Source organism: Kolteria novifilia (assembly GCA_007748055.1).
GTDB lineage: Bacteria > Planctomycetota > Planctomycetia > Kolteriales > Kolteriaceae > Kolteria > Kolteria novifilia.
Window position 1 is genome coordinate 7163071 of sequence record CP036279.1, and the last position, 16554, is coordinate 7179624.

Here is a 16554-nt window from a genome sequence, read left to right on the forward strand (position 1 = left end):
GTCCCGAGAGGACAAGAGCGACCAGGTTCGAGATTGGCTGCGACCTTACCGGTTGCGAACGTTCTGAAATGGGGGATCATCTGGAACCACGCCCGGCACCACAAAGAGACCGAACCCGTTAAGCCACAACAGGCTGGGGCAAGCAGGCCAGGTCGCAAGCAATGAACCGGGAAGGTGGGTGAAAGGAGAATGCCCCCTTTCGGACTCGAACCGAAAACCTACTGATTAAGAGTCAGTTGCTCTACCGATTGAGCTAAAGGGGCACCAGATTTTCTAGGGCAAAGGACAAGTCGTGTCCAGAGCAACCTGAAGAGCCGATCGACAGGACCACCGGGAAGGTCGCCGATCCTCCCCTTCACACCGGGGCGAATGGTGCTCTCGATCCGGTCGTCGCCATCCCCGTCCGAGCAAGCACCTCCCCCCGCAAGACATCCCATCCGGGGCCAGCAACCTCCCCCTTTGAGCGCCGTTGCCTTCCCAGTCGAATCTCCGAGCCTCCGACTTGGCGCCGACAGCGATGACGAGACGATCGTCACAACGGGGTGGGGTTCCGGGATCGAGGCCTGGCCAAGGGATCTCCACTGCTCGCTCCGAGAGCGACGAGGCCACCGCGCAGAGCCTTCATCAAAAACCAACATTCCTAACGGAGTGAAGTTTGCACGAAACGGAGCCACATGGGGCATGCTCCCGTTGCTGACCTTTTCGACCACGGCTAGGATGACGATCGGCACGGAGAAACGAAGGATCGATCCTAGACGCCCGGACAGCGACCGCGTGCCCCACCGAGAGGCCTCGACCAGAACGGAGCCTGATGCACTTCCTCACCGAAGCACATCTCCGCGATGGTACGGTGAGCAACGTATCAGTAACGAATCGCAAGTGAATGAAGAATCGTTCTTATCCGGTATGGCGACGGTTTCTATTCTCCGCGTTCGCCGACCGAGCGTATGGAACTCCACACAAAGACTCATCACCAAGTGATGAGGACCCGCGGAGTCTTGCTAGCAGGCTTCGAAAAACGACAAGACATCCGTGTCGACGCATAGAGAACGGAGAGACCTTATGAATCGCTGGCTGATCCAGATCGCTCTGATCTTGAGTGCAAGCATGTTTGGCGGGACAGGCGAATGCGTCATGCCTCTGCTCGGAGCATCTCCGTCGACCGTCTGCGCCTAGACCGACTGATACCACCGCAGCGGACTCGGCAATACCGTGGACGCGAACTCAAGATGAAGCACTCGGCGATGGCTGGGGCTCGTCGCGGCCGAAGAAGCGTGTAGCAATAGCGGCCGCATCAGAAGAACATCATCTCGTTCCGCCAAGCACGTCTCTTCCCTCCCTGATTCACGTAATCTCGCGATCCGATCAGCCGGCAACTTACCACACCGATGGGACCCGGGAACGACGCGAAGAGGACCATTCTCCTCCCCACAGCGATCGAGATGAATCCGTACAGCCAGCATCCCCTCAAGCACGTCCGTTGAAGGTTGAACGTGGTCGACTCCCTCCTTGACCGACCAGGGACCGTATCCCGCGACTTCGTACCGCTCGCAGACTGCGATACTCAAATCTTGATGCCAGACGACTTTCCAGTTCGATTCGGGAGTCTTGTCAAAGAGAATGCCGCGGACGGCGAAGCTGCTCCTTCCCAGGAGCGGTTCGACGAGCCTCTTAAGAGCCGGCGCCGCGGAAAGCTCCCGGACTTCGGGTACTTCGAGCATGTTTCGAGCACCGCCGCGTCGAACGCCATCGGCCAGGCAGGGCTCCAGTCTCTCCGCAAGCCGGTCGATAAGCATCGACTCGAAGGGGGATGGGACGACCAACCACCCTTGGCGATCGAAGCGCTCGATATCCAATGGCGACTCCCTCCATGTCACGCGGGATCTCCGAGAGAAGGCCCCGTCAGTCGCCGTGGATCTGCCGGAGACGCGGCGAGAGACGCAGCAGAAGTTGCATCCGCTCGAACTGGTCGAGCCAGTCCTGAACGACGCCGTCGAGATAGGACTCCTCCGGCTTCGTGAGCCCGGTCGCGCACGCGGCTCCTCCCAGACCGGAAGCGAGCTTGCGGTAGGCCGTCAATGTCTTGTCGCCGTAGGCACCGATGAACTTGTTCTCTTCGCTCAGGAACACGACCACCGGAACCCGCTTCCCCCCGCCGATCGAGAGATGCTCTTGCAAGTCGGGGTGATCATCTCGGTCGACGAAACGCAGCTTGATGCGATCGTTGACCTCGGCGAATCGCTGGAAGATGGGGCACTGGTTGACACAATCCCCGCACCAGGCGCCGGCCAAGCATAGGACGCGCAACTCCCGCGTGAAGCCGGCAATCAACGAACGTCGCGCATCGCTCAGTTTCAACTCGGCGTGAAACTCCTTCCAGCGCCGCTGATGCTCGTCGGAACCGTACTTGGCGAGAAACTCGTCGTAGCTGAGGGCTTGGTCGAACTTGTCCGCATAGTCCATGGATCTCTCCGTTGAATGGAAAATGGTCGGTGGTGATGTCGTGTTCTTTTAGCAGTCCGTTGACTTGAGCGGGGCAAAGCGAGAACAAGCCATGTTGGCCAAGATCAAGGAGAAGAAACGAAGGCGAAACTGTAGATTCGTCGAGTCTCTTTGACCCCGAGATTGGTCAATAAGGGCCGTTCGCGGCCGGCAGCAAATAGATCAACGGGCTGCTCGTGCTCTTTTCCACCTTGAAGCTGGTGTTCGAGTAACCCCAACCCTTTGGCACTGGCTGACAGGCAGTGGCACCCTACGTATTAGATGGACCAGTACACAAGTCGTTGATCTATTCGCTGGCGAGCTGGCCGATCGGTTTCAACGCGCGGGATCGGTGCCGCATTGAGCGCGCCAACGAAGTAAGTGGTCGACCAGGACGAGCGCCATCATCGCCTCGCCCATGGGAACGAATCGAGGAAGGAGACAGGGGTCGTGACGGCCCTTCGTCACGATCTCGGCTGGCTCTCCCGAGGAAGTCACCGTCGGCTGAGACCGTGAAAGACTGCTCGTCGGTTTGATGGCCACCCGGCAAACGATCGGCTGCCCGCTGGTAATCCCTCCCAGCATGCCGCCATGGCGATTGCTTTCGGTGGTGATCTCTCCTCCGGAGGCCGCGAAGAGGTCGTTGTTCTCGCTTCCGCGCGCGGTCGCGACGCCGAAGCCGGCCCCGTACTCAACGCCGAGCACCGCGGGGAGGGAGAACATCGCCTTGGCCAGGTCCGCCTTGATCTTGTCGAAGACCGGCTCGCCCAAGCCCGCCGGGACGCTGGTCGCGACGAGTTCGCTGACGCCGCCGATGGAATCCTGGTCTTTTCGCACCTCGTCGATGAGCTTGATCATTTGATCGGCCGCGGCGCTGTCGGGACAGCGAACGATGTTCGCCTCGACCTGCTCAAGGGAAACCGACGCGGGGTCGGGAATGTCGGCGACGATGGAACCGACTTGCTTGACGTAGCCGACAATCGCGATGCCCCGCTCGGCCAAGATCTTCTTGGCCACGGCTCCCGCCGCGACACGGGCGACGGTCTCACGTGCGGAACTGCGTCCTCCGCCGCGATAATCGCGGAAGCCGAACTTCGCGTCGAAGGTATAGTCGGCGTGGCCCGGGCGGTACTTGTCCTTGATGTCGGCGTAGTCGCGACTTCGCTGATCCTTGTTGCGGATCAGGATGGCCAACGCGGTGCCGGTCGTTCGCCCCTCGAAAACGCCCGAAAGGATCTCGGGGTAGTCCGGCTCGTCGCGTTGGGTGGTGATCTTTGACTGGCCGGGGCGGCGCCGCTGGAGATCGGGAAGCAGGTCCTCCTCCGAGAGGCTCAAGCCTGGAGGAACTCCGTCGATGATGACGACATTTCCCGGCCCATGGGACTCACCGGCGGTGGTGATCCGAAAGACTTGTCCGAAGCTGTTCCCGGGCATCCCCGTGTGACTTTCGTAGTTGGCGATGGTAGAACCGTCGAGCAAGGAGGCACGAACCTCCGGCAACCGAGGAGGAGCGATCCTCCGCTGGCATGACTAGCGAATCTGGGAGGCAAGGGCGTGATTTACCTCAACGTCTATCTTCAGGTCAAGGAAGCGTCGGATGTTCCAAACATCGCCGAGGCGTTGACCCGCGCGGGGGAAAAATCCCGCCAAGAACCGGGCTGTCATCGTTGGGAAGCGTACCACTCCAAGAACGACCCCAACCGCTTCCTTCTCGTCGAGCACTGGGAAAGCCAGGAGCACCTCGACCAGCATCGCGAAGCGGAAGCGTATCAGCAGATTTACAAGGTCGACGTCTTGCCCAAGGTCGACCGGGAAGGGCACCCCGCGGATCTGCTCTAGTGGCGAGTCGTTCTCTCGACGCCTCGTTCTACTCACCTCTCCTTGGGAAGAGGTCGGCGAACGCAGTGGGCCAGGTGAGGGAGTTTCCGGCTCGGGAAATCAACGGTGATTCGCGAAGATGAGCCCCCTCACCCCTAACCCCTCAGGCCCACAGGGAGAGGGGAACAAGAGGCTCGCTCTCGCCTTGGCCCCACTCAAGTCAACGGTCTGCTAGATCCGCCGGCCGCCGCCGCGACGGCTTCGAGAGCCACCGCCGCCTTGAAGCTTCGCCGATGACACACTTTGGTCGAGCTTACGGGCGTAGTAGACGCCGTAGTCATTCTTGAGTGTCCGGTAAGCAATCATCGCCCGCGAATCTCCGGCCTCGAGGAAGAAGATCTGCCATTGGTAGAGGCGGAACCCAGGCTCCTCACTCTCCGCGTCGTCCTCCGCCTCGATCGGCGTGAAGGGGACCTCCTGCAGGACGCTAAACCACTTCATTTCCTTGGTCGGCGCGGCGGGATCCATCTTCAGTTTGGGCCCTACTTGGACATTGCGGACCTCGAGCTTGATGCTGACTCTTTTGGCTTCCTCCTCGTCGGCGAACTGCGCGAAGGGGTTGTCGTTGGCCGGAGCGTCGCCCGTCGTTTCCTCCTCCCCCTCGGCTTCGGGAAAGATCACTCCGGGGCCCATCCACTCCATCGCGAACCCGGGCTCGAAGAGCACCGCGATGAACTCGTCGAGCTTGAGGGCGGGCGTTTCCTTCTCCTTTTTCGTCACCGCCACGACGACTTTCAGCGGATGCGAAAGATCCTCATCCGATTCGTAGACCGCGACCAGCGGTTCGAAGAGTTCCTCTTTCGGCGCCGTCTCCAGATTCGCTTCGCGGGGGATGCGAATCACCAAGCCGCTTTCCCCCGCGATGGTGGATCGGTGCAGCGACTCGTCGAGTTCCTTCTCGTAATCGCGCTTCGCCAAAGTGTCTTCGAACCGATTCATGTAGTCTTGGTAACCACATCCGGCGGCTAGCAACAGCAGCGACGCCAACAGGGTCGATCGCATCATCGTGTCCTTCTCAGTCGGGCCCCGGACCACTCGCGCGGGTCCTTGGCCATCTTCGCGTAGTCGAGCCTTCTTTCCTAGGGCTATTGAGTCATTTCCCCCAGCCCCTATGGGAACTATCCATCGTGAACGCGGTCCGGCCCGATTCCCAGCGGAAAGTTCCCATCGGCTCGGGGATAAATTTCGGAAAGCGCGCCAACGCGAGAAGTCCCCTGGATCCGCTGGTTCGCCGACTCGACAGCTTGGCGCAAATCGTTACAACCCAACCTAGAGCGGACGCGAAACAGGATCGGCTGGGGGGGTCCGCCGGTACGTTCTCCCTTCCGGGTCGCTGCGCGTGTGATACAATAGGGCAGATCCAGGAGCGCGGAATTGGCGAGAGGCGATCCGCGATCATCGCGGAACGGACGTTCTTAGGTTTCAGCCTTCGTTGTCGCGAAGCTCGACAGAACCGGTATGGTCGGGCCCGCCAATCTTGAGTCGTCGGTGACGACGCGCTTGACGCGACCTTGGCAATACGAAATAACGGATGCGGGTTTTCGGGAGACCCGTGAGAGAATCGCGGCCGAAGTCGACGCGGCACGCGATTTTCCTTTTGCGCAATCAGCAAGCGGCGCCTCGTCGCCGCGACACCCCTCGGTGAGTTCATGGCTGCTGTACAACGCGTAGCTATTGTCGATCCCTCGGATGAGACCAGAACGGTTCTGCGCGATACGCTGCTCGGAGTCGAGAGCGTCTACCTAGAAGCCGAGTGCGCTCACTACGAGTTTTTTAGCGACGTCATCGCCCAAAACGTCCCCGATGTCGCCATCATCACCATCGACCAGGATCCCGACCAAGGGCTGCGACTCGTTCAGCAGTTGATGCTCAATCAACCGGAATTGGACGTCGTCGTGGCCAGCGGACGTACCGACGGTCAGTTCATCCTGCAAGTCATGCGTCTGGGCGCGAAGGAGTTCGTCGGGCTACCGCTGCAATTCGAGGAGATGCTCGGCGCCCTGAGCCGGCTTCGCGGCGCTCGCGCGGGCAGGGAAGGATCGGACGAGGAGTCGACGCGGGTCTACGCGGTCTGCGGAGCGCGCGGCGGCGTCGGCGCAACGAGCATGGCGGTCAACATTGGCTGCTGTCTGGCGCTGCAACCGGAAAACAGCGTCGTCCTGGTCGATCTCGACTTGGCGATGGGGGATGCGGATGTCTGCTTGGACATCATTCCCGATTACACCCTCGCTGATGTCGCGGAGAACATCGACCGGATCGACTTGCAGCTTCTCAAGCGATCGCTGAGTATGCACCCCTCGGGACTGTACTTGCTGCCGCACCCGGTCAAGATCGAGGACGCCGGGCTGATTCAACAGGACCACATCACACGAGTCATTTCTCTCCTGAAGATGTCCTTCTCCCACGTCATTCTCGACTTGAGCAAGGGCTTTCACGCGATCGACATGGCGGCGATGCATCTTTCCGACGCGGTGCTCCTGGTGACGCAGCTCGACGTGAGCAACCTTCGAAATGTCGTGCGGCTGATGTTGCTGCTCAACGAGATCGAGGGCCTGGGGGACAAAGTCCAAGTCGTCGCCAACCGCGTCGGCTCGGACGAGAACGAGATCGGGATTCAGCGCGCCGAGGAGACGATCGGTCGGCCGATCGCTTTCCAGATCCCCAATGACGCGCGGACAATGATGGCGTCGCGCAACAACGGCGTGCCGCTCTTTGAGCATGCTCCCAAGTCGAGAATTCACCAATCGGTCGTCTCGATGACGGCTTCTCTGGAGTCGGGTGAAGAGTTCGTGGCTCCGGCCAAACCGAAGGAACGTAAGGGTTTCTTCTTCTTCAGTCATGACTAACCGACAAATCTGAGGCATATTGGATAGAGTGACGGGGACGCCACCGGTGCGTGCTTGTCTTCTGAGCGACGATCCGTCCTCTCGTCGCTTTCCGAGCGCAACGATCAGCCTCGTCGGAGGAGCGTGTATGTCATCTCTGGGTAAGCTCCCTCAACCCCCAAGCCGCCTGTCCCAGCGCAATCAACAGAGCGGAAAGGGATTCGACGAGCTCAAACAGCTCATCCACTCGAAGCTGGTCGACAAGCTGGACCTCAGCAAGGTCAGCGATCTCGACAGCGATACGCTCCGCCGTGAAATCCGGATCGTCGTTGAACATCTCTGCGATACGGAAAACCCGCTGCTCAACCGGATGGAGCGGCAGCGTCTCATCGACGAGGTGCTCAATGAGACGTTCGGGCTCGGACCGCTCGAGGCGCTGCTTCGCGACGAGCAGATCACGGAAATCCTGATCAACGGTCCCGAGAGGATTTTTGTCGAACGGGCGGGAAAACTCGTCCTAAGTGACGTGAAATTTCGCGATTCTCAGCATCTTTTGCAGATTATCGACCGAATTGTGTCCAAAGTGGGCCGCCGAATCGACGAAACCTCGCCGATGTGTGACGCCCGCCTGCAAGATGGCTCGCGTGTCAACGCGATCATTCCCCCGCTGGCGCTCGACGGCGCGGCGGTCTCGATTCGGCGATTCGGTTCCAAGCCGCTGATGCTGCAGGACCTGCTTCGCTTCAAGGCCTTTACGCCTGAAATGGCGATGCTCTTCGAAGCCTCCATCAAGGCGAAGCTCAACATCATCATCTCCGGCGGTACCGGTTCCGGTAAAACGACGCTACTCAACACGTTGTCGAGCTTCGTCCCCGACGGGGAACGGATCATCACGATCGAAGACTCGGCCGAGCTCCAACTTCAGCAGGAACATATTGTCCGTCTCGAAACCCGCCCGCCGAACATTGAGGGAAAGGGGGCGATTCCAGCCCGCTCGCTCGTCAAAAACGCCCTCCGGATGCGTCCCGACCGGGTGATCATTGGTGAGTGTCGTGGTCCCGAAACGCTCGACATGATCCAGGCCATGAACACCGGCCACGAAGGCTCGATGACGACGATCCACGCCAACTCCCCTCGCGACGCCACCTCGCGTATCGAAACACTTGTCCTCATGGGTGGGGTCGAACTGCCGATGAAGGCGATCCGGCAACAGTTCGCGAGTGCCGTCGACATGATTATTCAGGTCAACCGGCTTCAAGGCGGTCCACGAAAGGTCACTTCCGTCACCGAAGTGATGAATCTCGAGCAAGATACCGTCATCATGCAGGAAGTCTTCCGCTATCGGCAACTCGGGATCGATCAGGAAGGCAAGGCGTTCGGGCAGTTCGAGTCGTGCGGCGTCCGCCCCTCGTTCATGCCCAAGCTCGAGGCCTCGGGCATTCGTTTGCCCCCGAACCTCTTCGCCGAGCGCGTCCTGCTTCGCGACTGACGAGGGCCAACCTCTCCCCGGCCTCACCGCGTGAAGGCAGGCGGAGCCCGCAGAATCCGCAAATCGAGACGTGCTTCCACCCGGTTGAATCGAGCCGGTGGACTCAATTTTTGCTCCCTGCGGCACTTATGACCTAGGCTCTATGTGGAAGCCAGAAAGGGACCTCCGGCTTCGTCACTCACGGATGATTGCGGTTGCTTAAGAAGAACGAGAACCATGGATCCACTGTTCATCGTCTCCCTGATCGTGGCCGTCGGGGTCGTCTCGCTGATTTTCGCCGGCTTCTTCTTCTACCGCGAGTACGCCGGTAGCCGAAATCTCGACGAGCGACTCGGACGCATGGCGGCCAACCGCACGCCGACGCTCGAGTCGAGCGGGATCCTCAAGGAGCCGATGTTCCCCGACGACGAACGAAGCATCGTCGAACGCATCCTTCCCAGTCTTCCCGATCTCGGCCGCGTCTTCGAACAAGCGGACCTGAAGATTTCCCCGTCGCAGTTCTGGCTCATCACCGCCGGCATCACCGGCCTGGGGGCCTTGGCTCCGGCGATCGTTCGGCTTCCGATCATCACCTCGATCCTATCGGGTGCCATTTGCGCCTTTATGCCGCTCGGCTTCGTCTTCTTCATGCGCAAACGCCGCTTGGCGAAATTCGGGGCGCAACTCTGCGAGGGACTGGAACTGGTCGCCCGCGCCCTTCGCGCCGGCCACAGTCTCGCGGCGGGCATGCACGTCGTCTCCGAGGAGATGCCCGATCCGATCGCCAAGGAGTTCGGACGCGTCTGGGAAGAACAGAATCTCGGCATCAGCATTGAGCAAGCGATGCGCAACCTCGCCGAGCGGGTTCCGAATCTCGATCTGCGGTTCTTTGTCACCGCGGTCATCATCCAGCGGCAAACCGGTGGTGACTTGGCCGAAATCCTCGACAAGATCGGCTATGTCATCCGCGAGCGGTTCAAGATCATGGGCATGGTCAAGGCACTCACTGGCGAAGGCCGCCTTAGCGGTGTGGTCCTTCTCGCGCTGCCGTTCGGCCTATTGCTGCTGATGATGCAAATCAGCCCGACCTACATTCGTCTGCTCTGGACGCACCCGATGGGCCAGAAGATGTCCGTCTTCGCGATCATTTCGATGATCTTCGGTGCCCTCTTGATCCGGAAAATCGTCAACATCAAGGTCTAAGCGGCACCAGACCCCGCCTGCGAGGGAGAATCCAAGCATGTCCACCTTCTTGATCTTTGCCGCTCTGGGAGCGCGAGAGATCGTGCCGGTACTCGTGGCGTTGTCGATCGTCGCGATCATTTACGTCATCTTCAGCATCGTTTCACAGCGTGACGGCAAGACCGAGGAACGGCTCGATCGAATCGGAAAGCTCTCCTCCCCCGACGGCGCGTCGGGTCTTGGGGGAACCCCGGACCGGTTTCAGGATCTCCTCGAGCGAGCCGCGCCGGCGCTGGCCAAGCCGCTCCAAGCTTCCGAAAAGGAAGAAAATAACCTCAAGATGAAGCTGGCGCACGGCGGCTGGCGGTCGGAAAACGCCGTCACCGTCTACAACGCCATGCGGCTCGTCTCCCTTCTCGTCGGGGCGGCGGTTGCCGGAATCACCATCTATCCGAGCTACGGATTCTCGATGAACGGCATCCTCTACATGGTGCTGCTCACGGGGATTTTCTTCTACATTCCGACTCTCTTGGTGACGTGGCGGGTCAATACACGCAAGGAACAAATCTTTCTCGGATTGCCCGATGCCCTTGATCTGATGGTCGTTTGCGTCGAGGCGGGACTTGGGTTGGATGCGGCAATGCGAAAAGTTTGCGAAGAAATGGGTAGCACCTTTCCGATCATTAGTGAGGAGTTTTCCATTTGCAACTTCCAGCTTCAAATGGGACGCCCCCGACGAGAGGTGCTGCACGACTTGGGTGTTCGCACCGGCGTTGACGACATGAAGGCATTGGCGGCGATCTTGATCCAAGCCGACCGCTTCGGATCGAGCATTGCGCAGGCGCTGCGGGTCCAAAGTGACTCGATGCGGACGCGTCGCCGACAGATGGCCGAGGAAAAGGCGGCCATGACCGCGGTAAAGTTGATCTTCCCCTTGGTGTTGTTCATCTTTCCCGCGATCTTCGTCGTCCTGGTCGGTCCCGCGGCTATCCAGATCGCGGACCGCATGCTGAACAAGTAAGCGCGAGCCGTCGGCGTCCCTCGGGTACCGACGCGCCGCAAGCGGGTCAATCGAGGTACGATCCTAGGATCCCCTTCAAGGCAAGAGGCCATGAAGGGCCGTCTGCCGGATGGAAAGGATACCGTCATGAAGGCAGTAATGCGCTGGGGCGGCATCGCGGGGGTCACTCTAGGCGTGACCTTTCTCGCGGCTGGCTGCAAGGTTCTCCCCAAGAAGGACTGTGATGAGTGCGGCGCCGTCGAGTGCGCCGATGGATGCTTCGAGGACGATTGCTCCTCCTGCAATGGCTGCGGCCGCGACAAGTGGCACAAGAGCCTGAAGGATTTCGACTGGGAGCAGCTTCACTCCGACCACTGTTGGCCCGAGCAATATGCTCGCGAGGCGGCCCGGCGCGTCAACGCTCCGCTTGGCCAGCAAATGATCAACGGCATCGAGGTCGAGCAGACCGTCTGGAAGCACTACTTCAGCACCCAAGAGGGCAAGGAAAGCCAACTCAACTCGGCCGGCGAGGCGCGCCTCACGTACTTGAGTCGTCGCAAGCCCTACGTCATTCCGCAGCTCTTCCTCGAAACCTCTTTCGATCCGGAACTCGACTCCAAGCGTGCTCAAGCGGTCGTCGACTTCGCCCGCACGCGCTCCCTGGAGCCTCTCGACTGGCAGGTCTCCATCGTGAACCGCCGTCCCGCCGGACTCTTCGGACGTGAGGCACCCAAGAACATCGAGAAGATGATCGGCCCGGGTGCGGGACCGCCCGTCTACGAAGGCGCCATCAAGAAGGACTTCTTCGGCGGCGCTCAGTAAGCGTTTGCCTATCGCGTCCCGACAAGACGCGTCCATTAACAACCATCGCGATCTCGCCAAGGAGACATTCCTTGGCGGGATCGTCGCGTTCTTGGAGAGGAGAAGCGCGACCAACCACTCCCGCCCGGACTCGATGCTCGACCGATCACGATCGAACGCCAATCGCGTGGAGTTCAGATTCGCCCCGAGTAGGCGTCCTTTGTCATCTTGTCCTGAAGTATAATGGAGTCGATCGCGCGAAGGGGTTCGGTTCGCGGCACAGCCTCGGCGAGCACTTTCAACTTCCCGAAGTGGCCACATCCGCCGCGCGGGAGATCACGTCCGGTGACGACGTCGGGCGATCAACGACGACGCGAGCAAGCAATCGGCATCTCGGGAGCGACCAAGTGGAACGGGCTCAACTCTACGAAGAGGAATCAACAGGCGATCTATTCACGCCCGAGGCGCCCGTCGCTCCTCAAAACATGGAAGAGACCGGCCTCAACGCCGGCTTTCTCACCGACCTCATCCTCAAGACCCTACTCGCTCGTGGTACCCTCATGGGGATCGAGCTCTCGCGCGAACTGGCGATCTCCTTCCGGATCTTGGAGGAGTCGCTTCTCTTCCTCAAGGATCAAAAGTGCGTCGAGATCAGCGGCGGCGACTTGATCGGGACCGCATCGTACCGCTTTCTGCTCACCGACCTCGGCCGGCAGCGCGCACGCGACGCGATGGCCCATTGCTCCTACATCGGCCCGGCCCCCGTGCCAATGGAACGCTACGTCGAGCAGTGCTACAAGCAGGTCGTCACCGGTATTCCGATGAACACCGAGGGCTTGCGCAACGCCTTTTCGCACCTCATCGTCAGCGATGACTTGATCGACACGATCGGGCCGGCGATCGTCAGCGGCAAAGCGGTCTTCATCTACGGTCCGCCGGGTACCGGCAAGACGAGTCTCTCCCGCGCCGTCGGCGAGTACATGAACAACTCGGGCGGCGAGATCTACATTCCCCACGCCCTGATGGCCGAGGATGGCGTGGTCACGCTCTTCGACCCGATCGTCCATCGCCCGATCGAGGACGACGCCGCCGACGTCGGCCCGAACGCCCAAGCGCTCGTCAAGCGCCTACTCAACGAGGACACGCCCGATCCGCGCTGGGTCAAGATCCGCCGGCCGGTCATCATCGTCGCGGGCGAACTGACCCTCGACATGCTCGACTTGCGCTATTCGAGCAACGCGAACGTCTACCAAGCTCCGCTGCACATCAAAGCCAACGGCGGCATCTTCATGGTCGACGACTTCGGCCGCCAATTGTGCAGTCCCCGCGAGCTGCTCAATCGTTGGATTTTGCCACTCGAAGACCGTCACGACTTCCTGACCCTGGCCTCGGGCAAGAAGGTGATGGTTCCCTTCGAGCAACTGATCATTTTCTCGACGAATATGGACCCCGCCGATCTCGTCGATGACGCGTTCCTTCGCCGTATCCGCCACAAGTTCAGCGTCGACGCTCCCTCGAAGGATCTCTACATCCAGATTTTCAATCTCAACTGCAAGCGGTTACGGCTCAACGAATGCCCCGAAGCGATCGAGTTCCTCTACGAACGCTATTACAATGACGGTCGGCTCGCGCGTCCGAGCGATTGCCGCGATTTGCTGGAGATCGTGGTGTCGATCTGCCGATTCAGGGAGGAGAAACCACACCTGACGCGTGAGCTCATCGAATTGGCGGCACGCCAGTTCATCGCCGAATTCTAACGCTCGCGAGGAGACTCGCGGGCAAGCCGTCTTGCGGATCGCTTCACACCCATTGACCGAGCTTCGCCCTCCGCCATCGCAGCCACACTCGCGGAATGATGATGGGGAGATCATCGATGCGAAGCATGATTCGCGCTTCACTACCTACCGAGATCATTTGCTCGCTGCTGATCGTGGCGAGCCTGTCGGGCTGTAAGCTGCTGCCGACGCGCAGCCAGTACGAATCCGCCGAGCCCGACGAGGAGATCGTCAGTATCTTCGATCGTTTCCGCGACAAACGGACGCCGAAGATGCTCGTTGATTTCGGCAACCTTCAGCTCGCCAGCGAGCACTACACCGTCGCCGAGCCCCTCTTCGAGGAAGCGATCGAGAAGGACGAGAGCTTCCTGCCTGCATACTTGAGCCTAGCCCGCTTGTATGAGAGAAAAAATGAGCCCAAGCAGGCGCTCGCGATTCTTCGCAAAGCGGAGAGAAAGTGCGAGCAGACGCCTGACTTCTGGAACGAGCTAGGGGTCGCGCACAGCAAGTTGGGCGAGTACGACAAAGCGAGTGAAGAGATGGAGAAGGCGATCGAGGGAGACCCGACGCGGGTCCTCTTCAAGTCGAACTTGGCCGGGGTCTTGGCGATGCAAGGCAAGGAACGCCAAGCCTTTGAGCTTTACGCCGACATCTTCAGCCCCGGGGAGGCCCACTACCGAATCGCCGGCTTCTGCTACAGCCACGGACGCGATCGCGAGTGCGTGGAACACTTGAAGGGGTCCCTCGAGTGTGATCCAGAAAACTCTCTCGCCTCGGAGATGCTCTCGCGGATGACGGGAACCGATCCCAGGCATGTCAGCCAGATTGGAGCGAGACCCGGCGCACCGACGCAAACCCGATGATATAGTGGAGGTAGAAATAGCGTTTCCCCCCGCGGGATAGTTCACCAGCGAAACATCAACTGAAGGAACGCGACGCGCTATGTCTCCAGTATCTGCGGGAATCTTCGTCGAAAAGTTTCGAAAACTTGGAACCATCCCGACGCTCCCCCAGGCCGCGACGCGGGCGTTGGCGATCGCCAACGATCCCAAGTGCACCATCAGCGACTTCGCTCGCGTCATCGAGTCCGATCCCGCCCTCGCGACGAGCTTGCTCAAGCTCGTCAACAGCTCCTACTACGCGGGGAATTCCCGGATCAGCAACCTGACGATGGCGATCACGCGCTTGGGGTTGCGCGAAACGCAGAACATGATCCTCGCCGTCAGCGTCCGAAGCGTCTTTCGTTGGATGCCGAAGGACCAGCAGGAAGAGCGCGATCGGCTCTGGAGGCACTCCGCGCTGACCGCGGTGCTCTGTCGCCACATCAACGAGAAGCTTGGGTTCGACTTCAATGGCGAGGAATTCTCCTCGGGACTGGCGCACGATCTGGGCCGAATCATGCTCGCGGTCGGCTATCCCGATGTCTTCTGCAAGCTCTCCGAACGCGAGTCACTCGACGAAGGGATACTCCTGCAGGACGAAGAGAGCCTGCTCGGCTTCAACCACACTGATCTCGGGTCGTGGCTTGCCAACATGTGGAACCTCTCCGAGGAGATGGTCGAAGCAATTCAATACCACCATCATCCCGATCGGGCCCCGAAGTATTCGATCCTCTGTTCCATCGTGTCGATCGGCGAGGAGATGGCCAACTTCATGGAGGAGCATCGCACCGTCGAGGGGATCGACTTGTCGAACAACCCCGGCTGGATCCTGCTCCGCAATCGTTGGCAAGCGATCGACGAACTCGACCCTTCCGTCTTCGCGACCGCCGTCATGATCGAGGCGATGGATGAGGCCGAAGCCCTCGTCGTCGTCGACGCGGAAGTCACCGTCTGACAACCCGTTGATCGATTCGCCGCCGACTCAGCCATTCGGTTCCGTGCGCACGCGCGCGGTCAATGTCGCGGTTTGCCCAACACGCGATCCCGCCCTCAAACGCCTCCTCGTGTCCCTTCCCCACGCGCGCTCATACCATGTCTCCGAGACAGGACGTGGACACCTCGCGGTGACGAAGACGTGGAGAGACGATGGATCTAGTGACGGGCGCGACGGGCTTCCTCGGCGGCCAGCTTGTGAACGAATTGCTCAGTCAGGAAAAGCGTGTCCGGATCTTGTGCCGGTCCGAACCGACCAACGCCAGTTTCGACACCTCGCGGGTCGAGGTGGCGCGCGGCGATCTGACCGACGCGGCGTCCGTCGAGGACGCGACCAAGGACGTCGAACGCATCTTTCACGTCGCGGGGCGGGTCGATTTTCACCCCTGGCGCCGCAAGGAACTCCTCGCGGTCAACGAGCAGGGAACGCGCCACGTCATGAGCGCCGCCGAGCGCGCGGGGGTGAGCCGCGTCGTTCACGTCTCGAGCGTCAGCACCATCGGCGCGACCAGCGACCCCACCAAGCCGCTCAACGAAGAGGACTTCGGCACCGGCGAAGGGCTTCAGCTTCCCTATCCCCAAAGCAAGTACCGCGCGGAGAAGGTCGCCCTCGAATACGCGTCGCGCGGCCTGCCCGTGGTCATCTGCAACCCGACCTTTTTCGGAGGCCCGGGCGACAAGTATCTCTCCAGCGCCCGCACGATCGTCTCCTTCCTGAAGGGACAAGTCTGGTTCGGGCTCACCAAGGGAGGAATGTGCTACACCGACGCGCGGGACATCGTCTCGGGGTTGGTCGCGGCGATGGAAAAGGGAACGCCGGGCGAACGCTACATCCTCGGCGGAACGAACCTCGCCCTCCATGAATATCACGCGATTCTGGCCAAGTTGACCGGCCACCGCGCCCCGCGATTCCGCATCCCCCCCTGGTTGGCGATGGGGATCGCCCCCCTCGGAAGGGTCTACTACGGAATCCAGGGAAAGAAGATCTACGTCGGCGTCGGCGACGTCCGTCTCGCATCGCATTGCTGGCACTTCGACTACACCAAGGCTGGTCGCGATCTGGGGCTCGTCTGCCGCTCGCCCGAGGAATCACTTCACGACACCGTGGAATGGTTGAAGACGGAATGGAAGGAGTAGAAGGGAGTAGAGGTGAAAAGACCCCGACGGTTCGCCCACTACCGCTTGCACAGGCCAGCCACAAGCGGAACCGTCAGGATCAATCGACTGGCCACGCTCAATATACACATTGGCGCCGCGTGCGTGCAAGAAC

General features: G+C 60.5%; 14 protein-coding genes and 1 tRNA gene. 10 read left to right on the forward strand and 5 right to left on the reverse strand.

The features are described from left to right. Positions 1-190: 190 nt before the first annotated feature. From Pan216_RS26275 to aroC, 4 genes are all read right to left on the reverse strand, one after another. Positions 191-263 (reverse strand) — tRNA-Lys (locus Pan216_RS26275). 909 nt (positions 264-1172) lie between these two features. Then, positions 1173-1856, reverse strand: coding sequence for a phytanoyl-CoA dioxygenase family protein (locus tag Pan216_RS26280; RefSeq protein ID WP_419193023.1), 684 nt, complete (start codon positions 1854-1856; stop codon positions 1173-1175). Between the two features lie 46 nt (positions 1857-1902). After that, positions 1903-2463 carry a thioredoxin family protein gene (locus tag Pan216_RS26285; protein WP_145262922.1) on the reverse strand — a complete coding sequence of 187 codons (561 nt, stop codon included), beginning with the start codon at positions 2461-2463 and terminating at the stop codon, positions 1903-1905. Positions 2464-2817: 354 nt separating this feature from the next. Continuing rightward, complete coding sequence (gene aroC, locus Pan216_RS26290) at positions 2818-3915, reverse strand: chorismate synthase (protein ID WP_145264436.1); 1098 nt, start codon at positions 3913-3915, stop codon at positions 2818-2820. 120 nt (positions 3916-4035) lie between these two features. Between aroC and Pan216_RS26295 the strand changes: the two genes are divergently transcribed. Then, a complete protein-coding gene (locus tag Pan216_RS26295) occupies positions 4036-4320 on the forward strand; it encodes a putative quinol monooxygenase (protein WP_145262924.1) in 285 nt (94 codons plus the stop codon). Positions 4321-4530: 210 nt separating this feature from the next. On the opposite strand, the gene Pan216_RS26300 is transcribed toward Pan216_RS26295, so the two are convergent. Next, positions 4531-5364 carry a hypothetical protein gene (locus tag Pan216_RS26300; RefSeq protein WP_145262926.1) on the reverse strand — a complete coding sequence of 278 codons (834 nt, stop codon included), beginning with the start codon at positions 5362-5364 and terminating at the stop codon, positions 4531-4533. A gap of 644 nt (positions 5365-6008) precedes the next feature. Between Pan216_RS26300 and Pan216_RS26305 the strand changes: the two genes are divergently transcribed. The 9 genes from Pan216_RS26305 (at position 6009) to Pan216_RS26345 (ending at position 16421) form a co-directional block, all read left to right on the forward strand. Then, positions 6009-7205, forward strand: coding sequence for a CpaE/TadZ family protein (locus Pan216_RS26305; RefSeq protein WP_145262928.1), 1197 nt, complete (start codon positions 6009-6011; stop codon positions 7203-7205). A 127-nt stretch (positions 7206-7332) separates the two neighbouring features. Continuing rightward, the gene (locus Pan216_RS26310; protein ID WP_145262931.1) at positions 7333-8673 is read left to right on the forward strand and encodes a TadA family conjugal transfer-associated ATPase; all 1341 of its coding nucleotides are present in this window, start codon (positions 7333-7335) and stop codon (positions 8671-8673) included. A gap of 216 nt (positions 8674-8889) precedes the next feature. Next, positions 8890-9855 carry a type II secretion system F family protein gene (locus tag Pan216_RS26315; protein WP_145262933.1) on the forward strand — a complete coding sequence of 322 codons (966 nt, stop codon included), beginning with the start codon at positions 8890-8892 and terminating at the stop codon, positions 9853-9855. A gap of 37 nt (positions 9856-9892) precedes the next feature. Then, the gene (locus Pan216_RS26320) at positions 9893-10855 is read left to right on the forward strand and encodes a type II secretion system F family protein (RefSeq protein WP_145262934.1); all 963 of its coding nucleotides are present in this window, start codon (positions 9893-9895) and stop codon (positions 10853-10855) included. 126 nt (positions 10856-10981) lie between these two features. Then, on the forward strand, positions 10982-11656 hold the full coding sequence (locus tag Pan216_RS26325) for a hypothetical protein (protein ID WP_145262936.1): 675 nt from the start codon (positions 10982-10984) through the stop codon (positions 11654-11656). 386 nt (positions 11657-12042) lie between these two features. After that, complete coding sequence (locus tag Pan216_RS26330) at positions 12043-13392, forward strand: ATPase (RefSeq protein WP_145262938.1); 1350 nt, start codon at positions 12043-12045, stop codon at positions 13390-13392. A gap of 116 nt (positions 13393-13508) precedes the next feature. Further along, positions 13509-14273: a tetratricopeptide repeat protein gene (locus Pan216_RS26335; RefSeq protein WP_419193024.1), complete on the forward strand. Its 765-nt coding sequence runs from the start codon at positions 13509-13511 to the stop codon at positions 14271-14273. 79 nt (positions 14274-14352) lie between these two features. Then, the gene (locus tag Pan216_RS26340) at positions 14353-15246 is read left to right on the forward strand and encodes an HDOD domain-containing protein (protein ID WP_145262942.1); all 894 of its coding nucleotides are present in this window, start codon (positions 14353-14355) and stop codon (positions 15244-15246) included. Between the two features lie 191 nt (positions 15247-15437). Then, a complete protein-coding gene (locus Pan216_RS26345; protein ID WP_145262944.1) occupies positions 15438-16421 on the forward strand; it encodes an NAD-dependent epimerase/dehydratase family protein in 984 nt (327 codons plus the stop codon). Positions 16422-16554 lie beyond the last annotated feature (133 nt).